Source organism: Agromyces binzhouensis (assembly GCF_004135055.1).
GTDB classification, from domain to species: Bacteria; Actinomycetota; Actinomycetes; order Actinomycetales; family Microbacteriaceae; genus Agromyces; species Agromyces binzhouensis.
This window is the reverse complement of sequence record NZ_SDPL01000029.1, coordinates 1-16,092: the sequence shown is the minus strand read 5'-3', so window position 1 is coordinate 16,092 and position 16,092 is coordinate 1. Positions and strand designations below refer to the sequence as shown.

The following is a 16,092-nucleotide window of genomic DNA, read 5'->3' as shown; positions in this document are numbered from 1 at the left end:
CGGACCCGCCGCCGCTGCCCGGGGCTTGACCGTCATGCGCTTGGCCGCGGCCTTCCCGAGCGGCGAGACGGCCGGCACGGGCTTCGGCGGCGGGACGGGCTTCTTCGCCGGCACCGAGCCGGGGCCGAAGCCGGTGATCCGCACCGCGAGCGCCGAGGCCGGCGGCTTCATGCCTTCGAGGTCGACCGGGATCCCGGCCGCCTTCGCCTGCTTGAGCCCGCGTTCGACACGGTCGATGTCGGGTTCGTCGCGGCGAAGTTCGACGAGGGCCCCGTCGATCTCGACGATCGCGTCGCTGCTCGGCCTGCGCCACTTCGCGGCGACCAGTGCGCTCACCGCCGCATTCCCCGCCGCGCGCTGGAGTGCGAGGATCGCCTCGTTTCCGGGCGACGGTCCACCCCCACGGTCCGCAGTCCGGCGTGCGGCGGCGAGCGCGGCGGCCGTCGCCGACCGGATGCCGCCGGGCGGGTGTCGATCGACGACCGGTCGGTCGCGTCTGGTGTCCGCGGCGAGTGTCATCGACGTCCGCTCCGGTCAGGGGTCGTGCGTCGGGTCGAGCGATGCGGATGCCTCCGGCATGCGGGTCGCGGCTCAGCCGGCCGCTTCCTCCTCCTCCGGCTCCTCGGCCTCCTGGCGCTGGACGAAGAGCCCCTGCACGGCCTCGGCCTCCTCTTCCTCCTCGCCCTGGCGCTGCACCGCTGGGGCCGGGGCGGCGTCGTCGGCCTGCCGCTGAACGGGCGCCGGCTCGCTCATCACGCGAGCCGCGTTGTCGGCAGCAGCCCGTTCGAACCGGTCGCCCGGATCGCTCACGCTGATGCCGCCGCCGGCGGGCGAGCCGTCCACCGGGCCGGATCGCTGTTGCACGACATGCGTGAGCTCGTGCGCGATCGTCGTGCGCCCCTCGGTCGAACCGGGATCGTACGCGTCGCGCTGGAACACGACGTGCGACCCGACGGTATACGCGTGCGCGTTCACCGACCGCGCGGATTCGTGAGCTGGAGCATCCGTGTGCACCTTGACGTCGCCGAAGTCGGCGCCCAACCGCTGCTCCATGTCCGTCCGCAGCCCGGGCTCGAGCGCGGCGCCGCCCGACGAGATCACGTCGTGCACGGGCGATCGCCCCTCCTCCACGAGGTCGCTGACCGCGCCGTTTCCCGCCTCGCGCTGCAGGCGGAGCATCCCGGCCGGCCCGATCGCCTCAGGCCGTCGAGCGGCCAGGCCCGCCGCAGCGGCGGACGCCGATGCCTCGCGAACGGTCTCCGCCTTCCGGACCGTCGCCGGTTCGGCGGGATCCCAGTCGTGTGCGTGCATGGTCCACCTCCACGATCGCCCGATTCCATTGGACCGCCGCAGCGGCCGTCACGGGCGAGGTCTGCCCTTTCGGGCACGTCGAACCGCCCGTACGGCCGCACGGCGGGCTCCTGACGCGAGTCCGGTCATCCGCTCGCCACCTCGGCCCAGTACCTGCCGAACTCGCGCTCGACGACGAGCCGGCCGAGCTTGCGGTACTCGCGGTGCACCGCGACGATCAGGTGCTTCATGCGCACGGTGCCGTGCTCGGACGCCGCGAGGTACGCGGCGGTGATGGCGGCGGAGCGGATGGCGCCTCCGGCGAGCTCGAACGACTGCCCGAGGAACTCCAGGTCGATGTCGTCGTCGCGGCCCAGTCGGCTGCCGAGGCTCCGGTCCCAGAGCCTCGAGCGGTGGGCCGCGTCCGGCATCGGGAAGTCGACGATGACGTCGAGGCGCCTGGTGAAGGCCTCGTCGATGTTCGCCCGCAGGTTCGTGGCGAGGATCGCGAGCCCGTCGAAGGTCTCCATGCGCTGCAGGAGGTAGGCGCTCTCGACGTTCGCGTAGCGGTCGTGCGCGTCCTTCACGTCGCTGCGCTTGCCGAACACCGCGTCGGCCTCGTCGAACAGCAGCACCGCGTTCGTCCCCGTCGCGGCGCGGAAGATCCGCTCCAGGTTCTTCTCGGTCTCGCCGATGTACTTGTCGATGACCGTCGACAGGTCGATGACGTAGAGGTCCAGGCCGAGCCCGCCCGCGACCACCTCGGCCGACATCGTCTTGCCCGTGCCGGAGTCGCCGGCGAAGAGCGCGACGACGCCGTGGCCGCGGCCGCCGCCCGGTCGCATCCCCCAGTCGCCGAGCACCTGCTCCCGGTGCCGAGCCCGCAGCTCGATCTCATGGAGGGCGTTCATGGGCGCCGCCGGCAGGACGAGGTCGTCCCAGCCGACCCTCGGGTCGACGCGACGCGCGAGCCGGTCGAGCGCCGACGCGTTCTCCGCCCTGGCTCCGGCCGCGAGGTCGTCGGCCGTGAGCTCCCCCGTCCTCGACACCGTCGCCTCGGTGCGCGCCGTGCGCGCGGCGCGCTGCACCTGTTCGGGCCGGAGCCGGAACTGGCCGGTGACCTCGGCGACGTCGATGGATTCGGCGACCGGTCCGAGCAGGTCGCGCCACAGTCGGGCGCGGTCGTCGACCGTGGACGGTTCCACGTCGATCATCGCGGGGAGTTCGCGCCACCACGTCGGGTTCCAGGCCGTGTCGCCGACGAAGACGGTCGGCTGCGGCGAGTCGGCGAGCTCCTCGACCAGGCCGGCAGGGGTCTCGTCGGTGAGCGGCCCGATGATGAGGCCGCATCCGCGCAGCCGGGCCTCCCGGACGGCAGCGCGCGCGAGCGGGATCGCCTCGTGCTCGGCGCCGAGGCGCGACAGGTCGAGGAAGAGTGCGCCGAGGCCCCGGGATCGGAGGCCTCGATGGGCGACGGCCTCGCCCGACCCGGTCGCGGGCTCGCGGAGGTGGATGAGACGGATGCCCGCCGCGAGCGCGGCCGACACCCGGCTGGGGTCGCCCCACTCGACCGACGACGGGTCGCGCAGCACTCCTTCGAGTGCGCGATCGGGTCCGTCGTCGCCGAGCAGGTGCCCGACCACGCGATCCGGCACGCGCACCGCCCGACCCGGCAATGGACGGTCGTCGTCCTCGACCACGACCAGCCCGCCCGACACGAGCGGTCCGGAGATGAGGCGGGCCCGGTCGGCCGCAGACGTGAGCGGCACGCCGCAGAGTTCGAGCGCGAGCGCGAACGACGGCCGACGGCGCCCGACGTCGTCGTTGAGGTAGCCGAAGAACCGCTCGAACCTCGGATCCAGGTCGGCCGCCAACGCGATCACGAGCAGGTCCTCGTCGATCGGCCCCAGTCCGAACGCCTGCGACAGGCGCCTGAGCCGAAGCGCGTGCCCCGCGGCCTCGGCGAGGTCGGCGGCCTGCTCGGTCTCGGCCAGTCGCGCCGAGGCATCCGACCAGTCGGGCACCCCGGGTGCGCCCGCCAGCAGCCGATCGACCATCTCGTCGCTCAGGTAGAGCCCGCGGAACGGGTCGTCCGGCTGCGGATCGACCGCGCGCCGCGCGGCCACCAGTCGTCGGATCCGGTCTTCGATGACGCCGACCCGACCCAGCAGGTGCACGATGCCGGGGTCGGAGATCATGTCACCTCCTCGATCGCGCACGGTCCGGGCCGACACGCGGCAGGCTCCGGACCTCGTCGGTCACGCCGAGCGCGGCGGCGCTGAGACGCGTCTCGACGCGATCGACCGGCGGGCCGACGGGGTACGAGATCCCGCGCGTCATCGGCGCGGTGATGACGACGTCCAGCGACGGCTTCAACTCGCCGCCGAGCGACGACCACACGTCGGCGAACGCACGGTCCTCCGGCGGGGGCAGCGCCACGTTGATCGAGCACGGAAGGCCAGTCTCGGCCAGCGTCTCGACGACGAACGAATCCGGTACCGCGTCGTACTGGAGGAAGCACCGCAGCAGCGCATCCAGCAGGCGATGCTCGTCGTCAGGTCGTTGCGTCCACGCCGTCACCAGGTACGAGAGCTTGAAGAACCGGGGTGCGGGCACGCGGCTCGTGACGACGCCGTGCTCGTCCCGCACCTCGGTGAAGCCGTGCTCGCGACGGCGCATGTCCTCGCGGATGTCGTACAGGAACAGGTCGACCGTCGGCGCGTTGCGGCGGGCCGCCCACTCCTTCGTGGGCGCGTCCAGGGCGACCTCGATGTCCGCGGCGATCCCCTCGGACCGCCGTACGAGGGCGCGGATCGCGTCGTCGATCTCGCCGATCATGCGTCAAGTGTGGTCCGGCGCCGTGCACCGGTCGGCGGAGCCGGGGCATCCGCGGGGGCAGCGTCGGATTCCTCCTCGGGCAAGCCGCGGGGACGCCGGAGCGTCAGATCAGGCCCTCGCGCATGGCGTACGCGACGGCGTGCGAGCGGTTCCTGAGCTGCAGGCGGGTCGTGACGTCGTGCAGCACGTTCTTCACGGTGCGCTCCGAGTAGCAGAGCTCAGCCGCGATGTGCGCCGTGTCCCACCCGTCGGCGACGAGCCGGAGCACCTCGATCTCCCTGGATGCGAGACCGGTGAACGCGATGCCGCGCGGGTCCAGCACCGTGCGCTGGAGTCGGCCGACCTGGTCGAGCAGCCGCCCGAGCAGGTCCGGCGGAACGGTGCCCTCCCCCGCTGCCGCCGAGACGATGCACGACACGAGCCGGTCGGTCGTCGCCTCGGATCGGCGGACGAACCCGACCGCGCCGCTCTCGACGGCGCGGACCAGATCCTGGTCGTCGAGCTCCGACGCGATCAGGATGACCCTGGCCTCGCCGTTGCGGCGGACGAACCGCAGCGTGTTGAGCGACTCGTCGTCGACCGCGTCGACGATCACGAGCACGACGTCCGGGGCGTCCTGCTCGTCGGCTGAGACGACCCGGACCTCCGGTCGCGGTCGGAGCGCACTCGTCACTCCGGCCTCGGAGATCGGATCCCGCGCGTACACGCGGACGGCGATGCGGGACATGGCTTCCTCCTCGGCGCTGGCGGACGGCGTGGTGACGTGCCGTCGCGAGCATCATGGCCGTCACCGCTCTCCGCGCACTCAACGTGACCTCAACGGGCGGCGTCGTTGCCCCTTCGCCCGCCCCGGAACCCGGCCGCGCGCCGGCGCGCGTTCGGTAGCGTGCGTGCATGCCCGTCGGTCCCGCGCTCCGAGTCGGCGACATGGCCGTGTGCCCGCTCGTCGACGGCGTCATTCCGCACGCTGGCGGACCGATCACCCCCGTCGCGGCGATCCCGACCGTGCTGATCGCGGGCATGCCCGCGGCGGTGGCGAACGGCATTCCGGGCGGGATCGTGTGCGCCTCACCGGCCCCGAACGGCATCGTCATGGGCAGCACGACGGTGCTCATCGGCGGCTTCCCGGCCGCGCGGGTCGGCGACACGTCGATGCACGGCGTGCCCATCGTTCCGGGCCCGGGCGCGGCGACCGTGATCATCGGCGGGTGACCGAAAGGGCACGTCCGGTGCCCGGAAGGCGGGTCGGAGGGCCGACACGTGCGGCGCACCCGTTCGTAGCGTCGGATGCATGGCCACGGTCGCCGACATCGAGCCTGCCTCGCTCACGATCACTCCGGGCACGACGGAGCAGTTCACGCTGACGCTCCGCAACGAGGGCGACGACGTCGAGGCGTACCGGCTCACCGCGATCGACGATGCCGCCGACCTCATCGTCATCGAGCCGGACACGGTGCTCGTCCACCCCGGCGAGACCGGAACCGCGGTGGCCACCATGCGGCTCGCGCACGGCGAGAACTGGGCCGTCGGCGAGATGGTCGTGCGCTTCAGGGTCGTTCCCGCCGGCAACCCCGACGACTTCCTCGTGCTCGAGGCGATCGCGACGATCCAGTCGTTCAGCGACGTCGCGGCCGTTCTGTCGCCGCCCACGCTCGAGGGGCGTCGCGGCGCGTCGACCCGCATCTCGGTCACGAACGCGGGCAACGCCCACGCCGAGGCCGACCTCGCCGTCTCGGCGGGCAACCTCGAGCTGACCATCGAGCGCCCGCGCGTGGCACTCCCGGCCGGATCCACCCAGGAGGTCGGGCTCCGCGTGCACGCGCGGGGCGTGCTGTGGCGGGGCGACCCCGAGCAGCACGACTTCACCGTCACGGTGACGCCGGAGGGTCAGCCGTCGGTGACGCTCGAGGGCACGTTCCGGCAGCTCCCGCTCCTGCCCGGCTGGACGTTCGTCGCGGCGATCGTCGGAGCCGCCGTGATCGGACTGGGCGTGTTCATCGGGCTGGCCGTCCTCCTGTGGAACGGCATCACCGGCATCGCGCGCCCGGTCGCCACGACCGAGGCCGCGACCGGAACCCCGACGCCCACGCCGACCGCGGAGCCGGTGAGCGTCGTCACGGAGTTGACCGCGCCGGCGGACCCGGATCCCGCCGCCGGCGCCGTCGTCGCGACCGTCGCGGTCGATGCAGCGGATGCTCCGCAGGACGCGCTCGTCGCCGTCGCCGTGACCTGGCCCGAACAGCTCGCCCTCGCGGGCGATTCGTGCCTCGGATGGCTCGACGCCTCGACCGACGACCTCCGCGAGCCGGACGCACCCGGGCTCGTGCGACCCGGCGACCAGTGCCTGATCGACCCGGGCACGCTCCGCCCGGAGGCCGACCTGGAGTTCACGGTGCCTCCCGAGGGGTTCTCGGGCACCGTGAGCGCCAAGCCGACCCGACTCGTGAGCGTCGACGACAGCCGCGTCTCCGAGGTCGATCCCGGCATCGGCCCGAGCTTCGCGGAGCGGGTCGAGATCACGACCGACGCACCGCCGTACTGGATGCAGGTCGAGGCGTACCGGCCCGACCCCGAGTCGAGCACGCGCCAGTACGTCATGGCGGTGCATCGCTCGCTCGACGCGAACTCCGACGACGCGCGTTTCGCGTTCCGGATCGCGACACCGGACTTCGCCGAGCCGCCCAACCTCTTCGGCGCCTTCCTGCAGAACGGTGCCGGCGCGTGCGTGTCCGTCGAGGAGGACGTCTGCGTCGTCGACTTCCCGGTCGATGTCCCGTCGGCCGAGCAGGGAAGCGGCCGGTGGGTGGGCGGCGCGCTCGAGACGCAGTGGATCTTCGTGCCGATCCGGGTTCCGGTCGGCGAGTCGGACGCGGGACTCGTCTCGCTCGAGGCGGTGGGCATCACCGAGGGCGACGAGGAGCTCGACGCGGGACTCGTCCCGCCGGCCGCGGGGCCGCTCGTGCTGGGCGCCGACGTGTTCCCGGTCGACGTCGAGTTCGATCCCGCCTCGGCCGCACCCGGCGACGAGGTTCAGGCGACGGTGGAGCTGACCGCCGCGATCTTCGACGACCGGAGCGCCGCCGAGGACGGCTCCCGGCTGATCCGGGTGAAGTTCGACTGGTCGGATCGGATCGACCTGGTCGACGACCCGATCGGATGTGCGACCTACGACGGGCGCGAGCGCGTCTGCACCCTCGAGGAACCGGCGGACGGAGAGCTCCCCGACATCGAGCTGACGTTCTCGGTCGACGACGATGCGACGTTCGACGGAACCGACCACGCCGACCTGCTCGCGAAGGCGAGCGTGCTCACCTACCCGCCAGAGGACGAGGACGATCTCGCCGGCGGCGCGGACGTCCCGGGCGGATGGCCGATCCGGTGGGACGCGACCGAGATCCAGCCCCTCGACTTCACGTTCGGGTGAGCCGGTGACGACGGATGCCGCGACGCGGGGCCTCCGCGCGCGGCATCCGTCGTCGCCCTGAGCCCTGCCTACTTCACGGCGCCGGCCGAGAGCCCGCCGACGATGTACTTCTGCAGGTAGAGGAAGAGCAGCACGACGGGGAGGGCCGCGATGACGGCGCCCGCCGAGAACGCCGCCCAGTCCGCGTACCGCGGGTTCGAGACGAGCTTCGTGAGGCCCACCGCGAGCGTCTGGTTCTCGGTTTCGATCAGGATCACGGATGCCACGACGTACTCGTTCACCGAGAAGATGAACGAGAGCAGCGCGACGACCGCGAGGATCGGGGCCACGAGCCGCAGGATGATCGTGAAGAAGATGCGCGCGTGTCCGGCGCCGTCGATCTTCGCCGCCTCGTCGATCGACGCCGGGATCGTGTTGAAGTACCCGTACATGAGGTACGTGTTCACGCCGAGCGCTCCGCCGAGGTAGACCATGATGAGTCCGATGTGGGTGTTCAGGCCGATCGCCGGGAACCAGTCGCTGATCGCGCTCATGACGAGGAAGATCGCGACGACGGCGAGCATCTGCGGGAACATCTGCACGACGACGATCGTGATGAGGCCGAACCGGCGGCCCGTGAACCGCATGCGCGAGAACGCGTACGCCGCGAGCGCACCGAGGAACACCGTCAGGATCGCCGTGATGCCCGCGATGATCAGCGTGTTCGCGAACCAGGTCGTGAACGGCACCTGCGGGTTCGTGAGGATCCGCGCGTACGCGTCGAACCCGATCTGCGAGAACAGGGCGTTCGAACCGGTCAGGGTGCCGTTCGGGTTCAGCGACGAGGAGATCACGAACACGACCGGGAAGAGGGCGAAGGCGACGACGACGAGGCCGACGAGGTGGCGCCATCCGGTCGCCGCGAACCACTTGCCGAAGCGGAAGGGGTGCTTCACCGGCACCCCGCGCGGGCGCTCGTCTCGCTCGGCCTGCGCCTCGAGCGAGAGCGCGAGCATCTCGCCCTCGATGTCGGGGCTCTCGACCCAGGACCGACGCGGCTGCTTGGTGTCCTTGTCGGCCATCAGTTGATCTCCTCGAGCGACTTGGTGCGGCGGAACGCGATGATCGAGATCACCGCGACCACGATGAAGATGATGATCGAGTAGGCCGCGGCGAGGCCGTAGTCGCGGTTCTGGCCGGTGAAGGCCACCTTGTAGACCATCGAGATGAGGATGTCGGTGAAGCCGACCGGGATCGGCGCGCCGGTGTCGCGCGGCCCGCCGTTCGTCAACATGTAGATGACGTTGAAGTTGTTGAAGTTGAACGCGAACGACGCGATGAGCAGCGGAGCGACGGAGACGAGCAGCAGCGGCAGCTTGATGTGGCGGAACGTCTGCCACGCCGAGGCGCCGTCGATGCTGGAGGCCTCGTTCACGTCGTCGGGGATGGACTGCAGCGCGCCCGTGCAGATGAGGAACATGTACGGGAAGCCGAGCCAGAGGTTCACGATGATCACGGAGAGCTTGGCCATCCATGGATCGGTGAGCCATGGGATCGAGGCCCCGCCGAAGATCACCTGGTTGATGAAGCCGAAGCTCTCGTTCATCATGCCCGCCCAGACGAGCGCCGAGAGGAACGACGGGATCGCGTAGGGGATGATCATCGCGACGCGGTAGTAGCGCCGGCCCTTCATGCGCATGTCGTTGAAGACGATCGCGAGGAACAGGCCCAGGAAGAACGTGGTGGCGACCGAGATGAGCGCGAACGCGAAGGTCCAGAGCGTGACGTACACGAGCGGCCCCGCGAGGCGGGTGTCGGTGACGGCACGGACGAAGTTGTCGAAGCCGACGGTGATCTGCCAGCCGGGCAGGATCTCGGTGCCGTCCTCGGCGGTGAAGGCGCCCGTGCCGATGTCGGAGTAGACCGTGCCCGTCGAGAGGTCGGTCATCGTGCCCGCGGCCTCGTCGTACGCCAGGTTCGACGTGTAGAGGTAGCCGTTCGATCCGTCGGGGGTTCGGATGGCACCGTCGTTCGGGTCGTCGGAGAACGGCACGGCGAGCTCGGTGATCTCGTTGGTGCGGGCGATCACGTCGCTGAACTGCAGCGTGGTCCAGCCGTCGACGGCGACGGCCTTGCCGCCGTCGACCTCGGTCGGGTCGACGGGCTGCAGCGGCTGCTCGGTGGTGCCGAGGCTCGTGTCTCCGTCCGGGTCGGTGACGAGCAGGCCGAGCGTGCCGAGCTGGTCGACGACCGTCACCTGGTAGGTGGGCGAGTCGGGCACGCGCTCGAGCGAGGCGGCCATGAGCGAGCTGACCGCCTGCTCCTTGGAGCCGTTGTGCCCGGTTCCGTAGTTGGTGAACGCGATGTAGCCCGTGTAGACGAGCACGAACACCTGGAACAGCACGAGGAAGATCACGCCCGGCGTCAGGTACTTCGCCGGGAGGGCCCGCCGCGAGAAGTAGATCCAGTTGACGAGGACGGTGACGCCGACCACGATCGCGAGGATCAGCCAGTCCTGCGAGAGCGCGAGGACGAGGATCGCGTAGACCGCGATCGCGTCGACGATGCCGAGCAGCAGGAGCTTGACCAGGATGGAGCGGATGCCGCCTGACGCGGCGTCCGCGATGCGTGCGGCACGCTTCTGCCGCTTCGTGGGCGGAGTCGCCGACCCGGTGGCGACGTCCTCGTCGATCGTGGTGCTCATCTGCTGCTCTCTCGTTGAACGCTGGGGATGCGAGTGGCTCCAGGCCGGATGCCTCGCGGCATCCGGCCCGGAGCCTCAGGCGTTACTTGGCGTCGATCGCAGCCTGGACGTCGGCGGCGAGCTTCTCCCAGGTCGCCGTCGGGTCCTCGCCGTTGATGATCGAGGCCTCGGCGATGCCCCAGTACTGCCACACCGAACCCATGGCGGGGATGGCGGGCATCGGGACGGCCTCCTGGCCGACGGCCGCGAAGCCCTCGATGATCGGGTCGCTCGAGGCGGTCTCGGCGGCGGCCGAGAGCGCGGGCAGGATGTTGCCCGCCTCGAACAGCTCGAGCTGGACGTCCTCGGTGCCGATGTAGTTCACGAGGAAGTCGTTCGCGGCGACCTTGTTCTCCGACTCGGACGAGACGAAGAAGCCCTTGACGCCGGCGAACGGCGAGGCAGCGTCGCCGGTCGGGCTGGGCACGGTGTCGATCGCGACGTTGAGGCCGGCGTCGATGGCCGAGCCGACGTTCCACGGACCGGTCAGCCAGAAGGCCGCGGTGCCGTCGAGGAAGGCCTGCTTGGCGATGTCGCCGTCGATGTCGGTGTTGAAGACGCCGGTGCCGTTCTTGCCCTGGCCGGCGAGCCAGTTCGCGAACTCCACGCCGCCCTCGTTGCCGAGCTGCAGGTCGCTGGGGTCGTAGCCCTCCGCGTCGCTGCCGAACACCGGTGCGCCGAACGCCGTCTGGAACGGGTAGAGGTGGTAGGGGTTGCCCTCGGCGCCCTGCTCGACGACGAACGGCTGCTCGAGGCCGGCGGCCTCGCCCTTGGCGATCATGTCGTCGAAGCTCGTCGCGGCCTCGGGGACGAGGTCGGCGTTGCGCAGCACGGCGATGTTCTCGACCGCGTAGGGGAGCATGTAGACGGTGCCCTCGTAGGTCGCCGCGTCGATCGCGACGGGGAGGTAGTCGGCCGACGAGTCGCCGAGCTCGAGCGGAGCCACGACGCCGTTGGTCGAGAGCTCGCCCAGCCAGTCGTGCGCACCCATGGTGATGTCGGGGCCCTCGCCCGTCGGCACCTGCTGGATGAAGTCGTCCTTGATGGTGGCGTTGTCCTTGCCGACGAGTTCGACCTCGACGCCGGTCTCCTCCGTGTAGGCCTCGGCTGCGCCCTTCAGCGCGTCGACGCGCTCGGCGTCGACCCAGACGGTCAGCGTGCCGCCGGCCGATGCGCCGTTGTCGCCCTCGCCCGAGTCGCTGCCGGCGCAGCCAGCGAGACCCAGGGTCGCGACGACGGCGACAGCGCCGGCCGCGAGGAGGCTCTTCTTGTTCACCCGCATTGGTGTGCCCTTCTCAGTGTGCGTGAGATCGGCGCCTTCGCCTGGTGGGGAGTTCCGCGCACCGTGCTCGAAAGGCCGTTCTTCCGTATGTGGTTGCCCGCGATGTGATTGCAAGCGGTTTCAGGTATACCTGCTTCGCGTCACATTGACAACTCGGCGTTACATGATCGATACCGGCTTGGTAGGCTCCTGCGGGGCGCCTGAACGTGCAAGCGCTTCCAGATAACTGAGATTGGCTTAAGGTTTTCTCCATGACTTCCGAATGGTGGCGCACCGCCGCGATCTACCAGATCTACCCCCGGTCCTTCGCCGACGCGAACGGCGACGGCATGGGCGACCTGGCCGGCATCCGCTCGCGCCTGCCCGAACTCGCCGACCTCGGCGTCGACGCGATCTGGCTCTCGCCGTTCTACACGTCGCCCCAGAAGGACGCCGGCTACGACGTCGCCGACTACTGCGACGTCGACCCGCTCTTCGGCACGCTCGCCGACTTCGACGACATGCTCGCCGAGGCCCACCGGCTCGGACTGAAGGTCATCGTCGACCTCGTCCCGAACCACTCGAGCGACCGGCACCCCTGGTTCCAGGAGGCGCTCGCCGCCGCCCCCGGCAGCCCCGAGCGCGCCCGCTACATCTTCCGCGACGGGAAGGGCGAGCACGGCGAACTCCCGCCGAACAACTGGGAGTCGGTCTTCGGCGGGTCGATGTGGACCCGCACCACGAACCCCGACGGCACCCCCGGCCAGTGGTACCTCCACATCTTCGACAGCTCGCAGCCCGACTTCGACTGGGAGCAGGAGGAGGTCCGCGAGGAGTTCCGTCGCATCCTGCGCTTCTGGCTCGATCGCGGCGTCGACGGGTTCCGCGTCGACGTGGCGCACGGCCTCATCAAGGCCGACGGGCTCCCCGACTACACCCCGCCCGCCGACGCCGGCTCGATGGGGGGCAACCAGCACGGCCTCGAGGGCGGCGTCCCGCTGGAGCCCGAGATCCACGACGAGAACGTCGGCGCGCCGTACTGGGGCCAGGAGGGCGTGCATGAGGTCTACCGCGACTGGCGGAAGGTGCTCGACGAGTACGACGGCGAGCGGATCCTCGCCGCCGAGGCGTGGGTCGATCCTCTGGCGCGCGTCGCGAAGTGGGTCCGCCCCGACGAGATGCACCAGGCGTTCAACTTCGCCTACCTCGAGACCCCGTGGGAGGCGGCGCCGCTGCGCTCCGTGATCGACCACTCGATCGAGACGTTCGCGGCGGTCGGCGCACCCTCGACGTGGGTGCTCTCGAACCACGACGTCATCCGCCACGCCTCGCGCCTCGCACTCACCGCCGACAGCCTGCAGGGCCACGGCATCGGGCCGAAGAGCCCGGGCCTTCCCGACCCCGTCGTCGGCCTTCGCCGCGCACGGGCGGCGACGGCGCTCATGCTCGCCCTCCCCGGCTCCGCCTACATCTACCAGGGCGAGGAGCTCGGCCTGCCCGAGGCCGTCGACCTCCCCGACGAGGCCCGCCAGGACCCGACCTGGTTCCGCACCGACGGCGAGCGCTACGGCCGAGACGGATGCCGCGTGCCGCTGCCCTGGGAGTCCGACGCGCCGTCCTACGGCTTCGGCCCGACCGACACGACCTGGCTCCCCCAGCCGGCCCAGTGGGCGGAGTTCGCCCGCGACCGCCAGCGGGGCGTCGCCGGCTCGACGCTCGAGCTGTACCGCTCGCTCCTCGCCGAGCGCCGCGCGCGCTCGCTCGCGACCGGCGACCTCGAGTGGATCGAGGGCTTCGGCGACGACGTCCTCGCCGTCCGCAACGGGAGCGTGCTCGTCGTGGCGAACACCGGAAGCGACCCGGTCGAGCTCCCCGCGGGCGACGTGATCCTCGCGAGCGCCGTCCTCGACGGCCGCACGCTCCCCGGCGACACCACCGCCTGGCTCGCGGCGTAGCCGCGAGCCAGGCGTCGGGCGACGCGCGCCCCCGCGGCGCCCGACCGCGCACGTTCGAAGGATGGCACGCGCCATCCCCTCCCACCGGGCACCCAGGCGCCCCTCATCCTGCGAACTCGATCGGCCCGGCGCCGCACGGCCGGGCACCGTCGCGAGTTCGCAGGATGAGCCGCCTCATGCCCGCCGTAGGCGCCAGGTGAGCCGCGTCATCCTGCGAACTCGGCGGGTGAGTCACGCGCCGGGATGCCGCCGCGCGAGCGAACGACGCACATCGCGCTCGTGCTCGCGCGCCCGCGCGCCCCATCGGTGCTCACCGCGCTCGACGAGCGCGAGCAGGCCCTCGCGCACGGCGGGCCATTCGTGCATCACCATCGAGTAGCTCACCCTGAAGACCAGGTACCCCCGCATCGCGAGCTCGAAGTCGCGACGCCGGTCGCGCTCGAACTCGGGACCGGTGTGGAATCCCTCACCGTCGATCTCGACGACCAGCCGATCCCCCACGAGCACGTCGACGTACCCGACACCCGCGATCCATGCCTGCGTTCGATGCGGCACGCGGCGTCCACGCAGCAGCAGGCGCACGATCGTCTCGGTCCCGGACTGGCATCCGGCGTCGGCCTCGTCCGCGATGCGCCGACGACTCGCACCGAGCATGCCGCGGAGCACCCCGAGATCGTCGCGCGTGATCCTGCCGAGCGAGAGTGCGGAGTCGACCGCGATCTGCGCGTCGAGTCGTGGCGCGCACGCCGCCATCTCGGCCAGGGCGAGCACCACTCCGTCGCGCGCGGTCGAGCGGCCAACAACCGTCCGGTAGTGCACGCAGACGCCGTGAGCCGTGCGGTCGAGCGGAATCCGGGGACCGAGCGCCGGCACCGGCGATGGCGACCACAACCGCCCCGCCGTGCGGGGAACGCGTACGTGCAGGCGCCGGTCGTCGCGGATCCAGAGCCCCTCGAGCCGGGCGACGGACGTCGCAGTCAGGCTCCCGCCGACCCGGACCGCTCGGACCACGTCGGCCGGCGCATCCGGCACGGCGAACCACCGCTCCCGAACCTGCAGGAGCCCTCCGTCGCGGACCGCAGCCCGGACCGCGGTGCGCGGCACGCCGAGTTCGTCGAGGGTCCGGTAGGGCAGCGCTCCCCCGTGGGTTCGGATGGCGGCGGCAGGGTCGACGGACGGCGAGTCGGGCACGCCCCGCAGTCTGGCCGAACGGTGTCGCTGCGGAGCCGCCCTGTGCACAACCCACGCGCACCGCGCCAGGCGGGCTGGGCCGGGAACGAGTTCGCAGGATGGCACGCGCCATGCTCACGCGAACCGGGCCGACGTTCCGCCTCATCCTGCGAATCCGCGACAGGCGGGGCCCGGGCCGTCATCGGCCGGATCGAGTTCGCAGGATGAACGCGTCCATGCCCTCGTCGGGCGGACCGAGACTCACCTCATCGTCCGAACGCACGGCACGGCACGAGACGAGCCGAGCCTGCAGCGGCCGGGCCGCAGACGGGCGGAGCGGCTGCGCGCCGACGACGGATGCCGCGTCAGTTGGTGTTCGCGTACAGCCACTCGAGCGGGTCGACCCAGTCCCCGTTGATCCCGCCGATGCGGATCTCGAAGTGCAGGTGCGGGCCCGTCGACATGCCGGTGTTGCCGGTCGTGCCGAGGACGTCGCCGACCTCGACCGTGTCGCCGACCTCGAAGCGGCGCGAGCCGTACTCCATGTGCGCGTACACGCTCGTGATGACCTGGCCGTCGATGACGTGGTCGACCATGGTGACGACGCCGAGCGAGCCGCCCGAATCGGTCGAGTTGGACACCACGCCGTCGGCGATGGACTGGATCTGCGCACCCAGGCCGGGGTTGAAGTCCTGACCGCGGTGGTTGGACGAGCAGCCGTAGCAGTTGCGGTAGCCGAACCGGTCGCCGATGTGCACGCCGACCGCGAAGGGCCACTGGACCGTGCCGAGCGGGTTGTTCGTGAATGTCGCCTCGGCGCGGATGCCCGCGGCCTGCGCGTACTCCTCGATGGTCTGCGCCTGGTAGTCCTCGCGCCCGACGCCCGCGGCGAGCGCGCCGCCGGAGATGTCGACGCGCTGCCCGTCGAGCGTGGTGCCGGTGTTCTGCGAGAGCGCCATCGCCTGCACCTCCGCGGGGGTGAGCAGCGAGAGCGACGGGACGGATGTCGCGACGGCGAGCATCGCGACGAATCCCATGGCGACGACGCTCGCGAACCGCGTCGTCAGCGCGCGCTTCCGAGACGGCCGCGGCGCGGCCTTCGACGAGAAGGGTCCGTCCTGAGCGCGTCCCTCGGGGCGCTGCGGCGCGCGACGATCGGCCGGGGTCCGTCGGCCGACGGGCGTGCGGTGGGCGGATGCCGCGGGGTGGCCGGATTCGCGCGGACCGGCGGACGACGGAGCGGTCCGACCTTCGAGGCGAGCTGCCTCGAGGCTCGCGTCGAGGTCGCGGTCCTCGCGGTGGCCGAGCCCGAAGAGGTCGCTCACGTCGGTCGCGGTGATGACGGCGGGGTCGGATGCCGCGGATCGGCGGGCGTCGGCGGGGAGCGCGTCGAGCCTCGGGGCCGGCCGCACTGCGCGGCGCTCCACGGCCC

13 protein-coding genes are annotated in these 16,092 nt (G+C 71.3%); 3 read left to right on the top strand and 10 right to left on the bottom strand.

Annotated features, from left to right (window positions below):
- From ESO86_RS03355 to ESO86_RS03335, 5 genes are all read right to left on the bottom strand, one after another.
- Positions 1 to 336: hypothetical protein (locus ESO86_RS03355; RefSeq protein ID WP_207206998.1), on the bottom strand; the 336-nt coding region annotated here is incomplete at its 3' end.
- A 255-nt stretch (positions 337 to 591) separates the two neighbouring features.
- The gene (locus tag ESO86_RS03350; protein ID WP_129233474.1) at positions 592 to 1,311 is read right to left on the bottom strand and encodes an eCIS core domain-containing protein; all 720 of its coding nucleotides are present in this window, start codon (positions 1,309 to 1,311) and stop codon (positions 592 to 594) included.
- Between the two features lie 125 nt (positions 1,312 to 1,436).
- Entirely contained in the window at positions 1,437 to 3,488 is a 2,052-nt protein-coding gene (locus ESO86_RS03345) for an ATP-binding protein (RefSeq protein WP_129233473.1), read from the bottom strand.
- Between the two features lies 1 nt (position 3,489).
- Positions 3,490 to 4,128, bottom strand: a complete 639-nt coding sequence (locus ESO86_RS03340) for a Pvc16 family protein (RefSeq protein ID WP_129233472.1) — start codon at positions 4,126 to 4,128, stop codon at positions 3,490 to 3,492.
- A 103-nt stretch (positions 4,129 to 4,231) separates the two neighbouring features.
- Positions 4,232 to 4,855 (bottom strand): response regulator transcription factor, encoded by a 624-nt coding sequence (locus tag ESO86_RS03335; RefSeq protein ID WP_129233471.1) that lies wholly within the window; start codon positions 4,853 to 4,855, stop codon positions 4,232 to 4,234.
- A gap of 167 nt (positions 4,856 to 5,022) precedes the next feature.
- Here ESO86_RS03335 and ESO86_RS03330 point away from each other — a divergent pair, with 167 nt between their 5' ends.
- Together ESO86_RS03330 and ESO86_RS03325 are read left to right on the top strand one after the other, a co-directional pair.
- Positions 5,023 to 5,340: a PAAR domain-containing protein gene (locus tag ESO86_RS03330; protein ID WP_129233470.1), complete on the top strand. Its 318-nt coding sequence runs from the start codon at positions 5,023 to 5,025 to the stop codon at positions 5,338 to 5,340.
- A gap of 79 nt (positions 5,341 to 5,419) precedes the next feature.
- Positions 5,420 to 7,552 (top strand): COG1470 family protein, encoded by a 2,133-nt coding sequence (locus tag ESO86_RS03325; RefSeq protein WP_129233469.1) that lies wholly within the window; start codon positions 5,420 to 5,422, stop codon positions 7,550 to 7,552.
- 68 nt (positions 7,553 to 7,620) lie between these two features.
- On the opposite strand, the gene ESO86_RS03320 is transcribed toward ESO86_RS03325, so the two are convergent.
- The 3 genes from ESO86_RS03320 to ESO86_RS03310 form a co-directional block, all read right to left on the bottom strand.
- The gene (locus ESO86_RS03320; RefSeq protein WP_422836471.1) at positions 7,621 to 8,616 is read right to left on the bottom strand and encodes a sugar ABC transporter permease; all 996 of its coding nucleotides are present in this window, start codon (positions 8,614 to 8,616) and stop codon (positions 7,621 to 7,623) included.
- Positions 8,613 to 10,235 (bottom strand): ABC transporter permease subunit, encoded by a 1,623-nt coding sequence (locus ESO86_RS03315; protein ID WP_129233468.1) that lies wholly within the window; start codon positions 10,233 to 10,235, stop codon positions 8,613 to 8,615. Before ESO86_RS03315 ends, ESO86_RS03320 begins: the two co-directional genes overlap by 4 nt.
- An 82-nt stretch (positions 10,236 to 10,317) precedes the next feature.
- Positions 10,318 to 11,556: a sugar ABC transporter substrate-binding protein gene (locus ESO86_RS03310; protein WP_129233467.1), complete on the bottom strand. Its 1,239-nt coding sequence runs from the start codon at positions 11,554 to 11,556 to the stop codon at positions 10,318 to 10,320.
- 251 nt (positions 11,557 to 11,807) lie between these two features.
- Here ESO86_RS03310 and ESO86_RS03305 point away from each other — a divergent pair, with 251 nt between their 5' ends.
- Complete coding sequence (locus ESO86_RS03305; RefSeq protein ID WP_129233466.1) at positions 11,808 to 13,490, top strand: glycoside hydrolase family 13 protein; 1,683 nt, start codon at positions 11,808 to 11,810, stop codon at positions 13,488 to 13,490.
- A gap of 231 nt (positions 13,491 to 13,721) precedes the next feature.
- On the opposite strand, the gene ESO86_RS03300 is transcribed toward ESO86_RS03305, so the two are convergent.
- Both ESO86_RS03300 and ESO86_RS03295 read right to left on the bottom strand, forming a co-directional pair.
- Positions 13,722 to 14,681, bottom strand: coding sequence for an endonuclease domain-containing protein (locus ESO86_RS03300; RefSeq protein ID WP_129233465.1), 960 nt, complete (start codon positions 14,679 to 14,681; stop codon positions 13,722 to 13,724).
- 344 nt (positions 14,682 to 15,025) lie between these two features.
- Positions 15,026 to 16,092: M23 family metallopeptidase (locus ESO86_RS03295; RefSeq protein ID WP_207206997.1), on the bottom strand; the 1,067-nt coding region annotated here is incomplete at its 5' end.

Excerpts from the sequence above, each read along its gene's own strand:
- ESO86_RS03330 (WP_129233470.1), top strand. The coding sequence starts at position 5,023 with ATGCCCGTCGGTCCCGCGCTCCGAGTCGGCGACATGGCCGTGTGCCCG.
- ESO86_RS03350 (WP_129233474.1), bottom strand. The coding sequence starts at position 1,311 with ATGCACGCACACGACTGGGATCCCGCCGAACCGGCGACGGTCCGGAAG.
- ESO86_RS03335 (WP_129233471.1), bottom strand. The coding sequence starts at position 4,855 with ATGTCCCGCATCGCCGTCCGCGTGTACGCGCGGGATCCGATCTCCGAG.
- ESO86_RS03305 (WP_129233466.1), top strand. The coding sequence starts at position 11,808 with ATGACTTCCGAATGGTGGCGCACCGCCGCGATCTACCAGATCTACCCC.
- ESO86_RS03345 (WP_129233473.1), bottom strand. The coding sequence starts at position 3,488 with ATGATCTCCGACCCCGGCATCGTGCACCTGCTGGGTCGGGTCGGCGTC.
- ESO86_RS03340 (WP_129233472.1), bottom strand. The coding sequence starts at position 4,128 with ATGATCGGCGAGATCGACGACGCGATCCGCGCCCTCGTACGGCGGTCC.
- ESO86_RS03325 (WP_129233469.1), top strand. The coding sequence starts at position 5,420 with ATGGCCACGGTCGCCGACATCGAGCCTGCCTCGCTCACGATCACTCCG.
- ESO86_RS03315 (WP_129233468.1), bottom strand. The coding sequence starts at position 10,235 with ATGAGCACCACGATCGACGAGGACGTCGCCACCGGGTCGGCGACTCCG.
- ESO86_RS03310 (WP_129233467.1), bottom strand. The coding sequence starts at position 11,556 with ATGCGGGTGAACAAGAAGAGCCTCCTCGCGGCCGGCGCTGTCGCCGTC.